The sequence below is a fragment of the Agrobacterium sp. LAD9 genome, assembly GCF_003031125.1.
Lineage (GTDB): Bacteria > Pseudomonadota > Alphaproteobacteria > Rhizobiales > Rhizobiaceae > Agrobacterium > Agrobacterium radiobacter.
In genome coordinates, this window is record NZ_PHGS01000007.1 from 381,079 (window position 1) to 394,528 (window position 13,450).

The window sequence follows — 13,450 nt, forward strand, 5'->3', positions numbered from 1 at the left end:
GGTTGACGCGGAACATGTCGAGACATGGCGCGTTAAGAAAGAACCAAAGGAACGGACAGATGTTTGTAAGAGAAAAACAGTCTACTTCGGCGAAAATCAGCGTCATCAGCACCGCCTGGACAGTACTGGTTATCGTAATGGTAGCAACGACGTTTAGCCTTTATGAGCAGAAGCCTGAGACCCAGGGACCCGACTACCCGCAGCTGACCGCCCGTTACCAGTATATGAATTATTACTGAGGAACGGGGAGAATTTCCCCATAACTCCCGGAGACGATATCAATGTTCACATTTCTGACGATGCTTCTGGCCCTGATCAGCGTAATGTTCGTGACATCGATGATATCAGTCGTCGCCGAGATGCGGCGGGAGGATGAGGAATTCAAGGCGACGATCCGGCGCGACCGCGCCTTCTGAGCGCGGCGAACCGACCCGACGGCCCCTTAGAAATGATTCTTTTTCAACCGCCTGGATCTTCCGGGCGGTTTTGTTTTGCCAAGCCGCCAGCCTCTCCTTCCCTCATTCCTGTGCTTGTCACGGGAAACCGGCCGACGCGGCTCTCGTGCAGTGGGAGGAGTCCTTTCAGCCCAAGGACTTGAGCTGGCTTAATTCCTGTGACAAGCACAGGAATGAGGGAAGAAGAGGCAGCCGATATCGAACCGTCGCCTCCATTTCGGCGCCTCCAATCACACAACCGTTTTCAAAACCCCGTTTTTCCAAGGCAAATTCCCTTCAATTTCCGTTTGGATTGATTTAAGGAACGCCGATACGTTGCGGGCCGGACAGCCGGCGACCGCGATGACGTTCCTGTGAGGTTTGCATAACGATGCTCGATTCCCTGAGAAATGCTTCTCGAACCATGGCAGCCAAACTGCTGCTTCTCCTGCTTGTTGTTTCGTTTGGCGTCTGGGGCGTCTCCGCATCGCTTGTCACCGCCAATTCCCACGCCGTCATGACGGTGGGCGACCAGACGGTCAGCCCTGAGGAGTTCCGTCTCGCCTATCAGCGCCAGATTTCCGATCTCAGCCGCCAGTTCGGCACCCGGCTGACGACCGAACAGGCCAAGGCCTTCGGCATCGACCGTCAGGTCTTCAGCCAGCTTGCGGCCGGTGCAGCCCTTGACGAGCTGGCCTCGAAGATGAATCTCGGCCTTTCGGAAAACCGCCTCGCCAACCTCATCGCCGAAGACCCGGCCTTCAAGTCAGTCAACGGCCAGTTCGACCGTAATCTCTTCAGCGAGCGCCTGCGCAATTCCGGCTTCCGCGAGGACGACTATATCAAGGAACGCAGCAAGGTTGCCGTCCGAAGCCAGATCGTTGAAGCCGTCTCCGATGGTTTTGCCGCACCGCAGGTGCTGGTGGATGCGCTGAAGCAATATCGTAATGAACAGCGCTCGGTCGACTACGTCATTCTTTCGAACGCCGTCATTCCGCCGGTCAAGGCGCCGGGCGACGATGTGCTCACGCCCTGGTTCGAGACCAACAAGACGAAATACCGCGCGCCCGAGTTCCGCAAGTTCACCTATGTGAAGCTGGAACCGTCGGACATTGCCGATCAGGCCTCCGTCACCGACGCCCAGATCGCTGATTATTACAACAGCCACAAGGACAGCTTCCGCACTGCCGGCCGCCGCACGGTGGAGCAGCTGACCTTCCCTGAAAAGGAAATGGCCGAAGCCGCCGCCGAACAGATCCGCCTCGGCAACACCACTTATGACCAGGTGGTGAAGGATCAGGGCAAGGCCGCGTCGGACGTCACGCTCGGCGAATTCACCAAGGATACCATCCCCGACCAGTCGATTGCCGATGCCGCTTTCGCCATCCAGAAGGATGGCGGCGTATCGCCGGTGGTCGAAGGTTCCTTCGGCCCGGTGCTCCTGCGCGTCACCGGCATCAAGCCGGAAACCACCCGCACGCTGGAAGAGGCGAAGGAGGATATCCGCAAGGACCTCGCCACCGCCGCCGCTGCGGAAGAAATCACCAATGTTCATGACCGTTACGAGGACCTGCGCGCCGGCGGCTCTTCGCTCGCGGATGCGGCAACGCAGCTGAACCTGAAGGCCGTCACCATCGCCGCCATCGACGCTTCCGGCCTCGATGAGAAGGGTGATGCGATTCAGGGCCTGCCCTCCCCGCAGCTCGCGCAGGAGGTCTTCAAGACCGAACCCGGCACGGAAGCCCTGCCGATCAATCTCGGCCGTGAAGGCTACATCTGGTTCGATGTCGACCAGATCATCGCCGCCCGCGACCGCACGCTTGCCGAAGTCCGCGACGATGTCGTGGCCGACTGGACGGCGGAACAGCAGCGCAACGCGCTTGCCGCCAAGGCCGAGGAACTGAAGGCGCGCGTCGAAAAGGGCGACACGCTGGAAGCCGTGGCCGGTGAGCTGAGCCTTGCCGTCGAGCAGAAATCCGGCCTGCGCCGCACCAGCGAGGACGCTATTTTCGGACGGCAGACCATCGCCGCCGTCTTCTCGGGCGCCGAAGGCGTGGTCGGCACCGCCGCCGATGCCGAGGGTTCCAGCCGCATCCTCTTCAAGGTCACCTCCGTCGACACCAATGCCCCGGCAGACGCGCTTGCCAATGACGACCAGCAGTTTGCCGCCATTGCCCGCGCGGCCGGCGACGACATGCTGGACCAGATGGTCAACCGCCTGCAGAATGACTATGGTGTCACCATCAATCAGGCCCTCGCCGATCAGGCGATGGTCGGCTTCTAACCCGGGGGGCGACAAGATGGCCGAACTGAAGCCGCTGATCGCCAAGGTCGCAAATGGAGAAAGCCTGAACCGCGAGGAATCGCGGGCGGCTTTCGACGTTCTGATGTCGGGCGAAGCCACGCCGTCGCAGATTGGCGGCTTCCTGATGGCGCTGCGCGTGCGCGGCGAAACGGTGGACGAAATCGTCGGCGCCGTCTCCTCCATGCGCGCCCGCATGCTGCCGGTTTCGGCTCCCGCCAATGCCATCGATATCGTCGGAACCGGCGGTGACGGCATCGGCACCTATAATATCTCGACACTCGCCTCGATCATCGTCGCCGGAACGGGCCTGCCCGTTGCCAAGCATGGCAACCGGGCGCTGAGCTCCAAATCCGGCACGGCAGACGCACTCTCCGCGCTTGGCGTGAAGCTCGATATCGGTCCTGAGCTCATCGCCCGCTGCATCAGCGAGGCGGGTCTCGGCTTCATGTTCGCGCAGCTGCACCATTCGGCCATGCGCCATGTCGGCCCCAGCCGCGTCGAACTCGGCACGCGGACGATCTTCAACCTGCTTGGCCCCCTCTCCAATCCGGCAGGCGCAAAACGCCAACTGCTCGGCGTCTTCTCGCCGCGCTGGCTGGTGCCGCTTGCCGAAGTGCTGCGCGATCTCGGTTCTGAAAGCATCTGGGTCGTGCATGGCGACGGCATGGACGAGGTGACGACCACGGGCGTTACCCATGTGGCGGCGCTGGAAGGCGGCAAGATCCGCACTTTCGACCTGACGCCGAAGGATTTCGGCGTCGAGCCCGCTTCCATGGAAGACCTGAAGGGCGGCGACGGCATTGCCAATGCAGCAGCACTGCGCGAGGTCCTGTCCGGCAAACGCAACGCCTATCGTGACGTGTCGCTGTGCAACGCGGCCGCAGCGCTGGTCATTGCCGGCAAGGCGGAAACGCTCACTGAGGCGATGGCGATCGTCAGCGAGGCGCTGGACAGCGGCAAGGCCGCAGCCGCGCTCGACCGTCTGGTTGCCGTGTCCAACGAAGAATGAGAGCGAGATCATGAGCGACATTCTCAAAAAGATCGAGACTTACAAGCGCGAGGAAATCGCCGCCGCCAAGGCGAAGGTTTCGCTGGCCGATCTGAAGGCCATGGCCGCAGACCAGAGCGCGCCCCGCGGTTTTTACAGGGCGCTGAGGGCAAAGCAGGCCGAAGGCAAGTTCGGGCTGATCGCCGAAATCAAGAAGGCGAGCCCCTCCAAGGGCCTGATCCGTCCGGATTTCGATCCGCCGGCGCTGGCCGCCGCCTATGAAGCCGGTGGCGCCGCCTGTCTGTCGGTTTTGACGGATACGCCGAGCTTTCAGGGCGCACCGGAATTCCTGACCGCCGCCCGCAATGCCTGCGCTTTGCCGGCGCTGCGCAAGGATTTCATGTTCGATACTTACCAGGTGCATGAAGCCCGTGCCTGGGGCGCGGACTGCATTCTCCTCATCTTGGCCTCGCTTTCCGACGACGAGGCGAAACGTCTTGAAGACGAGGCTTTTGCGCTTGGCATGGATGTACTGGTCGAGGTGCATGACGCCGAAGAAACCGAACGGGCGCTGAAACTCGCCTCGCCGCTTCTCGGCATCAACAACCGCAACCTGCGCACCTTCGAAGTCAGTCTCGAAACCAGCGAGAAGCTGGCGGGCCTCGTGCCGGCTGACCGGCTGCTGGTGGGCGAAAGCGGCATCTTCACCTTCGAGGACTGCCAGCGTCTGGAAAAGAGCGGCATCAGCACCTTCCTCGTCGGCGAAAGCCTGATGCGCAAGGATGATGTGACGGCGGCGACCAAAGCGCTGCTGACAGGCCAATCCGGCATTCTGGCAGCGGAATAAAGCGCCGATGAGCGAAGCGGGAAAGCTCACCCATATCGATGCGAGCGGCGAAGCGCATATGGTCGATGTCGGCGACAAGGCCGAGACCGTCCGCGTCGCCGTGGCCGAAGGCTTCGTGAAGATGAAGCCGGAAACGCTGGCGCTCATCCGCGACGGCAATGCCAAGAAGGGCGATGTCATCGGTACTGCCCGGCTGGCGGGCATCATGGCCGCCAAGCAGACGGCAAACCTCATTCCGCTCTGCCATCCGCTGATGCTGACCAAGGTTGCGGTCGATATTACCGAAGATACCGCCCTGCCCGGCCTGAGAGTCGAGGCCATGGTGAAACTGTCTGGCAAAACGGGCGTGGAGATGGAAGCGCTGACCGCCGTCTCCATTGCCTGCCTGACGATCTATGACATGGCGAAAGCCGCCGACAAGGCGATGGAAATCGTCAATATCCGCCTTCTCGAAAAGAGCGGCGGCAAATCCGGCGATTTCCGGCGACAGGAGACCTGAATGAAACCGCTGCTGCCCGTGGATGAGGCCATAACACGCCTTCTGGAGGCAGCGGTTCCGGTGACGGAAAGCGAGACCCTGCCACTTGCCGAATGTGATGGCCGCGTTCTCTCGGCCGACCTTACGGCGCGTCTCACCCAGCCGCCCTTTGATGCCTCGGCCATGGATGGTTATGCCCTGCGCAGCGCCGATGCGCTCTGTATCGGCTCGGTTCTCACCGTCATCGGCCAGGCCGCCGCCGGTCACGCTTTTGCCGGCACTGTTGGTGAAGGCCAGGCCGTGCGCATCTTCACCGGCGCGCCGGTGCCGCAGGGTGCGGATACGGTCCTCATTCAGGAAGATGCCGAAGTGCTGGAGAGCGGAAAGATCCGCACCGCCTTCGACGTCACCGCCGGGCGACATATCCGCCCGCGCGGGCAGGATTTTACCGAAGGCGAAACGGCGCTGAAGGCCGGGCGTGAACTTGGCTTCACCGACCTGACACTGGCGGCGGCGATGAACCATGCCGCGCTGACCGTCTATCACAAGCCGCGCATCGCCATCCTCGCCACCGGCGATGAGTTGCTGCCGCCGGGAAGCGCACCGCAGCCCGCCCAGATCATCGCCTCCAACACCTTCGGTGTCGCAGCCCTTGCCCGGCAGGCCGGCGCAGAGGTTCTCGACCTCGGCATCATTGCCGATGACGAGGGGTTGATCCGCGCGGCCATCGGCAAGGCCGTCGCGGCGAAGGTCGATGTGCTGGTGACGCTCGGCGGCGCCTCCGTTGGCGACCACGACCTCGTGCAGGCCGCGTTGAAGGCGGAAGGCATGCAGCTCGATTTCTGGCGCATCGCCATGCGTCCGGGGAAACCGCTGATGGTCGGCGCCATTGGCGCCATGCAGGTTCTGGGCCTGCCTGGAAACCCGGTTGCAAGCCTCCTCTGCGGCCTGCTGTTCCTCGAACCCCTGGTCCGCAGCATCGCCCGCCGCGCGCCCCTGCAACGCGAAGCTACAGCCCGCACCGCCACACCGCTGAAGGCGAATGACCAACGGCAGGACTATCTGCGCGCCCGTTTCAGCACGGACGAAAACGGCATGCTGGTGGCGGAAGCCTACGCGAAGCAGGATTCATCGATGATGAAGATATTGGCCCATTCCGATGGCCTGATCGTGCGCCCGCCACATGCGCCGGCGGCAACCGCCGGGGCGGAATGCCCGGTCATAAGGCTGAAATCCTGACACGCAGTCGGTGCGGCCGAAGCTGCGGCCGGAAGCATAATTGATCCCTTCGCAAAATTTGCCGAATGGTTGCGGCGCCGTCACAAAATGGCACTGCCGCATCCCGCATGGCATGGGAGCCGCAAATAAAACTGTAACGTTACTGTATCCCGACACGGATGACAGAAAACGCCGCCTATAGGCGGTGTCTCTCCCAACTCAAAAAACCTCATCTCTTTTCATCCCGGCAATATCTTTCCTTATTGTTGTGCCAAAATAAATCACACCAACCCCGTTATTGGGATTGACAGAATAAATGCGATGCTGTCACCAAGACGAATAGTAGAGATAAAAAGCTCCGGAATTCTTCAAAATGAAAATTACTTATATTTATCAATTAACTAAAATAAAAATTGGCGAAAAACGAGTTTCTGGAAACAAAAATTAGTTTCCCGTAAATTAAGCTTTCCAAAACTAGCTTCATAATAATAATCATAGTCGATAAGCAGACTCACTGGAGTTTCTTGATGAACACGGCATCCACGCCCAAAACCACGGGGCCCGACATTGCCGGGCAGATTGCCTATGCCATGCGGAGCATGGGTGTTTCGCCGATCCCGCGTAACTACAGCCTGTTTTACGAAGCCTATATCGGTTCGAACCCTGCCCTGACGAAGGATCTGGCCGCGCTCGGCAACCGGGTGACGCAGGAAGATCTGGACGAGCTGTCCTCACGCTACGGCGAAGGTAATCCCGCACGGTCGATCGACGATGCGCATGACAAGCTGCGGCGTGAACTGGAGGGTCTGCTGGGAACGCTGAGGCGCGAACAATCCTCCATCGAAAACTACAACAGGATTCTCGGCGAAACGCGCCAGCGCATCGACGACAAGAACGCCGCCAGCAGCAATATTCTGAGGAATGCAATCTCATTGCTGGCCGAAGCGACCGGCTCGAAGATCATCGACGGCGAAAAGGCGTTCAACGACGTCAATCGCCATGCCGAGGAAATGCATCAGGTGCGCCTCGAACTGGACGAATACAAGCGCATCGCCAATACCGACTCGCTGACGCGCCTCTCCAACCGGCGCGCCTTCGACGACCGGCTGGCATCGGTTTATGACAGCTCCATCGGCCTGCAATATACCACGCTCGTGCTACTCGATATCGATCACTTCAAGCGGATCAACGACACATTCGGCCATCCGGTCGGCGACAAGATTCTCGCCACCGTCGCCTCGGTCATCCGCGCCAATGTCCGCAAGGATGGTTTTGTCGCCCGAAGCGGCGGCGAGGAATTCGCCATCATTCTGGATGGCAACACGCCCGAGGAAGTGATGGTGACGTGCGAGCGCATCCGCCTGTCGCTGGAAAGCACGCCGTTCCGCAATTCGAGATCGGGCGCCGACTATGGCACGGTGACGATTTCCATCGGCTTCGCCTCCGCTGCACAGGCCACCAATCCGAGCGAGCTTTACGGCCATGCCGATACGGCGCTCTACCATGCCAAGGAAACCGGCCGAAACCGCTCCGTCTATTATGAGGACGGCATGCAGAAGAACTATGTCGGGAAGAACTGGCTGATTTATCGGACTTGAGGATGTTGGCGTACGCGCCACTATCTCCCCCGTCATGCCGGACTTGATCCGGCATCCAGTCACGGCGCGTCTGCGCCGTGAAAAGAGTCTCTGGCGATCAAGGACTTGATCGCGCTAGACCCCGGACCAGTCCGGGGTGACGGAGTGAGACGCTCCGCTTTCGCCAATGGCGTAAGCCTTGCGAGGCTTGCCTCAGCGGCCCGACGGTCGCGTCTTTATTGCGCCTCACCACATGGTCTTCGCCGCCCGCGCCGCCCATTCGCGGTCATAGGTTTCCTGATCGAACTCCGCCTTCGCCGCCTTGAGCAGAAGACCGGGTGTCGGGAGCGCCGACGGATCGACGAAATTATCGGGGTTCCACAGCTCGGAGCGCATCAGCGCCCGGGCGCACTGGAAATAGACTTCGTCGATCGTCACCACGATAACCGTGCGCGGATGTTTGCCATCCATCTCGAAGCTCTCCAGCAGATCGGGAGCGACGGAGACCACGGCGCGGCCGTTGATGCGCATCGTCGTGTTCGAGCCGGGGATCAGGAACATCAGCGCCACGCGCGGATCGCGCACGATGTTCAAAAGCGAATCCACGCGGTTATTGCCGCGCCAGTCCGGCAGAAGCACCGTCCTGTCATCAGCCACCCTGACCACGCCGCCCTTGTCGCCGCGCGGTGAACAGTCCATGCCCTCCGGCCCGACCGTCGCCAGCGCGAGGAACGGCGAAGTCTCGATCATCAGCCGGTATTCGGCCGTCAGCGTGGCTGTCACCTTGGCGATCGATGCCTCGCTCGTGCCGTCATAGATGGCCTTCAATTCCTCAACCGTGCGAATGATCGTCATATCCGTTCCTATCCTTACGAATTCCCTTTGCCGACATCGAAAGATCGGCGCGTCCTATTCCTCTGCCGCTTCCGCCTTTTCCCGCTCGGCCCGCTCGCGCGCCGTGCGGGCGGCAACCAGATCGGCCGGCTGGGCGTTGCCGCGGATCAGCGACCGGCCGGCATAGATGCCGCCGACGACTTCCATGGCGAAACGTTCCTCGTCGCGGTCGCGGAATTCCTCCACCAGACGGGCGGCGTCTTCCCGCTCCTCGCCCATGGCGCCAAGCACTTCCTCGCTGAAATTCAGCGCCGATTCCAGCGTCTCGCGGATCTGGTAGTCGACACCCGCCTTGAGCAGATCGATGGCATGGCCACGGTCGTAAGCACGGGCAAGGACGGGCACCAGCGGGAATTCGTGCTTGACGATCTCCGCGATCCTGACCGCCGCCTCCTTGTCATCGACGCAGATGAGAACCGCGCGCGCCGTGCTGGCGCCGGCCGCATGCAGGATTTCCGCCCGCGAACCATCACCATAATAGACCTTGAAGCCGAACTCCGCCGCATCGCGCACGAATTCGGCATCCTTGTCGATGAGCGACAGCGTGTAGCCTCGCGCCAGAAGCGGCTGGCTGACGATCTGGCCGAAACGTCCGAAGCCGATCAGGAGAATGCTGCCTTCGACATTCTCAGGCACGTCGAGATCGTCGGTATTGGGAACCGCCGCCGGCACCAGCCGGTCATGCAGGATGACCATCAGCGGCGTCAGCACCATGGAGATGATAATGGTCGCCGTCAGGATGGCGTTCGCCTCCCGGTCGAGAATACCAGCGCTGACGGCGGCCGAATAAAGCACGAAGGCGAATTCACCGCCCTGCGCCATCAGTACCGCCCGTTCCAGGCTTTCGCGCCTGGTAGTGCCAAGCGCCCGCGCCACGCCATAGATCAGGAAGGCCTTGAGCAGCATGTAGGCGACGACGCTGACCAGCACGAGCTGCCAGTTGGAGGCAATGACGGCAAGATCAATGGCCATGCCGACGCCGAGGAAGAACAGCCCGAGCAGAATACCGCGAAACGGCTCGATATCCGCCTCGAGCTGGTGGCGGAAAGAGGATTCCGACAGAAGCACGCCGGCAAGGAAAGCGCCCATGGCCATCGAAAGACCGCTGACCTGCATCAGAAGCGCCGAACCGAGCACCACCAGCAGCGCCGCGGCCGTCATCACCTCACGCGCGCCGGAAGCAGCCAGCAGGCGGAAAAACGGGTTGAGAAGATAACGCCCGGCAAGGATGAGCGCGCCGACGGCGGCAAGCGCGATGCCGACCGAGACCCAGCGCTCCGACGCCGTCACATGTTCGCCGCCCGCACCGAGGAAGGCGACAAGCGCCAGCAGCGGCACGATGGCCAGATCCTCGAACAGCAGGATCGCTATGATGCGCTGGCCTTTAAGGCTCGACATGCTGTTGCGTTCCTGCAGCATCTGCATGACGATCGCCGTCGAGGTCAGCACGAAACCGGTGCCGGCGACAAAGGACATGATGACGGGAAAACCGAGGCTGACGCCCACCAGCGTCAGACCCGCCATACAGACCAGCACCTGCAAAGCACCCAGCCCGAAAATATCCTGCCGCATCGACCACAGCCGCGAGGGCTGCATTTCAAGGCCGATGATGAACAGGAACATCACCACGCCGAGTTCTGCTATATGCAGAATGGCCTGCGAATCGGAAAAGAAACCGAGACCATAAGGCCCGATCACAAGGCCGGCGGCCAGATAACCGAGCACCGAGCCGAGGCCGATGCGCTTGAAGATCGGCGCGGCGACAACGCCTGCCGCCAACAATACGACCACCTGGGCCAGATCATTTCCGTTCGCTTCTACAGCCACACGCCACCCCGCTGAAAATCAATAAGACGAGGGTGTTCCCTCCCTCACTTCCTAGCGCATCGACGGGAAAAGCGAAAACGATTTTACTGACGGACGGCGCGCAGATTCAACGGGTTATTTGCTGCCGGGACATGGTGCTTCAGATGCCCTGTGCTCCCCCCTCATTCCTGTGCTTGTCACCGGAATGAGGGAAGTAAGCGCCTACCGGAATCGCGGTTCCCTGCTCAAGCCCTTTTCGGCGAGCTGCCGTTCATAATCGGCAAACAGCGCATCCCCTGTCTCACCCAATTCCTTCAGATATTTCCAAGTGTAGATGCCGCTATCGTGGCCATCGTCGAAAACGATGCGAACCGCATAATTGCCGGTCGCGACCATGGAACGGATGGCGACATTGCGTTTGCCGGGCACCGTGACCTTTTGTCCCGGCCCGTGGCCCTGCACTTCCGCCGAGGGCGAAAGCACGCGCAGCATCTCGGCGCCAAGCCGGTAAACGCTTCCATCATCAAAGGAAACAGTCAATTCGCGCCGGTCTTTCGACACAAGCAGCTCGGTCGGCCAGGCATCACTCATTTTTCACTTCCGCAAGCTCGTCACATGCGTCAGAATTACGGACTTGCCTCAAGATAGGCAAGCCACTACATCACCTAATAGAGCACACATCAGGCGTGTGTGCCCGGCGCAAGGCGCAATGAGGATGGAGACGTGAACAGTTTCCCCGGCTCGCTTGAAAAAGCGAAAACCCTGACGGAAAACAGCACACCGATGGTGGACCCTTTCGGCCGCGCCATCACCTATCTACGCGTTTCCGTGACCGACCGCTGCGATTTTCGCTGCACCTATTGCATGTCCGAGCACATGACCTTCCTGCCGAAGAAGGACCTTCTGACGCTCGAAGAACTCGACCGCCTCTGTTCCGTCTTCATCGCGCGCGGCGTGCGCAAGCTGAGGCTGACCGGCGGCGAGCCGCTGGTGCGCAAGAACATCATGTCGCTGGTGAGGAACCTCGGCCGGCATGTGCACACAGGCGCGCTCGACGAACTGACGCTGACCACCAACGGCTCGCAGCTTGCGAAATTCGCCGCCGAACTTGCCGATTGCGGCGTGCGCCGCATCAATGTCTCGCTCGATACGCTCGACCGCGATAAATTCCGCCATATCACCCGCTGGGGCGATATCGACCGGGTGATGGAAGGGTTGGATGCGGCCCAGGCCGCGGGCATCAAGGTCAAGCTCAACGCCGTGGCGCTGAAGGACTTCAACGACGCCGAGATTCCCGATCTGATGCGTTTCGCCCATGGCCGCGGCATGGACCTGACTGTCATCGAAACCATGCCGATGGGCGAGATCGAGGAAGATCGCACTGACCGCTACCTGCCGCTTTCGCAGCTGCGCGCCGATCTCGAAAAGAGCTTCACACTCATCGACAGCGATTACCAGACCGGCGGCCCCGCCCGTTACGTGACGGTGAAGGAAACCGGCGGCCGGATGGGCTTCATCACCCCGATGACGCATAATTTCTGCGAAAGCTGCAATCGCGTGCGCCTCACCTGCACCGGCACGCTTTATATGTGTCTCGGCCAGGATGACGCCGCCGATCTGCGCACGGCGCTGCGCGCCTCCGACAGCGACGCCTATCTCTCGAGCGCTATCGATGAAGCCCTGCTGCGCAAGCCGAAGGGGCATGATTTCATCATCGACCGGACCCATAACCGGCCCGCCGTCTCCCGCCACATGAGCGTGACCGGCGGCTGAGCCTCTTTCTCGTCCACCCGCCCATATAAGCGGTTGAAATACCGGCTGTGCCGTGCCACGTCTCTTTGCATGGAGGAATGCGTGGTTGCGCCGGAACGGCGGCTCCAGATCGCCCGCAAGGGCGGACGGAGTAAACCGCGCATGGTCTGGGATATTTGGGAATGGCATTGACGGACAATACGCGCGGCGCACTTTTCATGGCGCTCGCAATGGCAAGCTTCACGGCCAATGATGCGCTGACGAAGTCCGTCACTCCCTATATCAACACCGGCCAGATCATGTTCGTGCGCGGCATCATGACCGTGGTGCTGATCTATATCGCCGCACGCCATTTCGGCGCGCTCCGGCCGCTCAAAACCCTGCTGCGGCCTATCATCATCCTGCGCTGTCTCTGCGAGGTGACAGCCGCCGTGCTTTATCTGACGGCGCTCGGCCTCATCGAGTTTTCCAATGCCTCGGCCATATTGCAATCCCTGCCGCTGGTGGTGACGCTGGGGGCTGCCCTTTTCCTGCGCGAACCCGTGGGCTGGCGGCGCTGGGCGGCCATCATCACCGGTTTCATCGGCGTGCTGATCATCATTCGCCCGGGCCCTGAAGGCTTCACGCCGGGGGCGCTGCTCGTCGTCGCATCGCTTGCGGTCACCGCCGCGCGTGACCTGCTGACCCGGAAAATGTATGCGGATGTGCCCTCACTCGCCATCACCGTCATCACCGCTTTCGTCAACATGGCCGTGGGCGGCCTGTTGATCGTGCCCTTCGGCGGCTGGCAGCCGATGAATTTCATGATTCTCTCGCATCTCGCCGGTTCCGCCATCCTGGTGCTGGTGGGCTATCAGGCGATCATTCTCGCGATGAGATCAGGCGAAATCTCCTTTGTCGCGCCATTCCGTTACACCAGCCTGCTCTGGGGTTTCATGATCGGCGTGTTCTTCTTCAACGAGAAAATCGACAGCTACACCATCGTTGGCGCCATGATCGTCATCGGTTCGGGCCTCTATACCTTCTATCGCGAAAGCCTGCGCAAGCGTTCGCAGATGGCCAAGCGCTCGGCTGCGACACCCACCGCCGCAACCACGGTGCGGCCGGCTTCCGTAACGAAAACTACCGTAACGGAAGAAGCGGGAGAATGA

Annotated in this window: 13 protein-coding genes; 10 read left to right on the forward strand and 3 right to left on the reverse strand. The window is 61.0% G+C overall.

The features are described from left to right. The first annotated feature begins 59 nt into the window (after positions 1–59). The 8 genes from DA915_RS08540 (at position 60) to DA915_RS08575 (ending at position 7,868) form a co-directional block, all read left to right on the forward strand. Positions 60–239, forward strand: a complete 180-nt coding sequence (locus DA915_RS08540; RefSeq protein ID WP_192886442.1) for a hypothetical protein — start codon at positions 60–62, stop codon at positions 237–239. Positions 240–281: 42 nt separating this feature from the next. Continuing rightward, complete coding sequence (locus tag DA915_RS29390) at positions 282–416, forward strand: hypothetical protein (protein WP_003503032.1); 135 nt, start codon at positions 282–284, stop codon at positions 414–416. Positions 417–825: 409 nt separating this feature from the next. Beyond that, on the forward strand, positions 826–2,718 hold the full coding sequence (locus DA915_RS08550) for a peptidylprolyl isomerase (protein WP_077998375.1): 1,893 nt from the start codon (positions 826–828) through the stop codon (positions 2,716–2,718). Between the two features lie 16 nt (positions 2,719–2,734). Further along, complete coding sequence (trpD, locus tag DA915_RS08555; protein WP_003503036.1) at positions 2,735–3,748, forward strand: anthranilate phosphoribosyltransferase; 1,014 nt, start codon at positions 2,735–2,737, stop codon at positions 3,746–3,748. Positions 3,749–3,758: 10 nt separating this feature from the next. Next, the gene (gene trpC / locus DA915_RS08560; protein WP_107675605.1) at positions 3,759–4,574 is read left to right on the forward strand and encodes an indole-3-glycerol phosphate synthase TrpC; all 816 of its coding nucleotides are present in this window, start codon (positions 3,759–3,761) and stop codon (positions 4,572–4,574) included. A 7-nt stretch (positions 4,575–4,581) separates the two neighbouring features. Continuing rightward, entirely contained in the window at positions 4,582–5,073 is a 492-nt protein-coding gene (moaC, locus tag DA915_RS08565; protein WP_099085367.1) for a cyclic pyranopterin monophosphate synthase MoaC, read from the forward strand. After that, a complete protein-coding gene (gene glp / locus DA915_RS08570; RefSeq protein ID WP_107675606.1) occupies positions 5,074–6,291 on the forward strand; it encodes a gephyrin-like molybdotransferase Glp in 1,218 nt (405 codons plus the stop codon). Between the two features lie 506 nt (positions 6,292–6,797). Beyond that, positions 6,798–7,868, forward strand: a complete 1,071-nt coding sequence (locus DA915_RS08575; protein WP_107675607.1) for a GGDEF domain-containing protein — start codon at positions 6,798–6,800, stop codon at positions 7,866–7,868. A gap of 225 nt (positions 7,869–8,093) precedes the next feature. On the opposite strand, the gene DA915_RS08580 is transcribed toward DA915_RS08575, so the two are convergent. The 3 genes from DA915_RS08580 to DA915_RS08590 all read right to left on the reverse strand — a co-directional run bounded on the left by DA915_RS08580 (position 8,094) and on the right by DA915_RS08590 (position 11,138). Further along, positions 8,094–8,702, reverse strand: coding sequence for a pyridoxamine 5'-phosphate oxidase family protein (locus DA915_RS08580; RefSeq protein WP_107675608.1), 609 nt, complete (start codon positions 8,700–8,702; stop codon positions 8,094–8,096). Between the two features lie 54 nt (positions 8,703–8,756). Then, complete coding sequence (locus tag DA915_RS08585) at positions 8,757–10,568, reverse strand: monovalent cation:proton antiporter-2 (CPA2) family protein (protein WP_035213526.1); 1,812 nt, start codon at positions 10,566–10,568, stop codon at positions 8,757–8,759. A gap of 201 nt (positions 10,569–10,769) precedes the next feature. Beyond that, on the reverse strand, positions 10,770–11,138 hold the full coding sequence (locus tag DA915_RS08590; RefSeq protein ID WP_003509699.1) for a gamma-butyrobetaine hydroxylase-like domain-containing protein: 369 nt from the start codon (positions 11,136–11,138) through the stop codon (positions 10,770–10,772). A 132-nt stretch (positions 11,139–11,270) separates the two neighbouring features. Between DA915_RS08590 and moaA the strand changes: the two genes are divergently transcribed. Beyond that, complete coding sequence (gene moaA / locus DA915_RS08595) at positions 11,271–12,320, forward strand: GTP 3',8-cyclase MoaA (protein ID WP_087744108.1); 1,050 nt, start codon at positions 11,271–11,273, stop codon at positions 12,318–12,320. A 161-nt stretch (positions 12,321–12,481) separates the two neighbouring features. Beyond that, positions 12,482–13,450 (forward strand): DMT family transporter, encoded by a 969-nt coding sequence (locus DA915_RS08600; RefSeq protein WP_060726306.1) that lies wholly within the window; start codon positions 12,482–12,484, stop codon positions 13,448–13,450.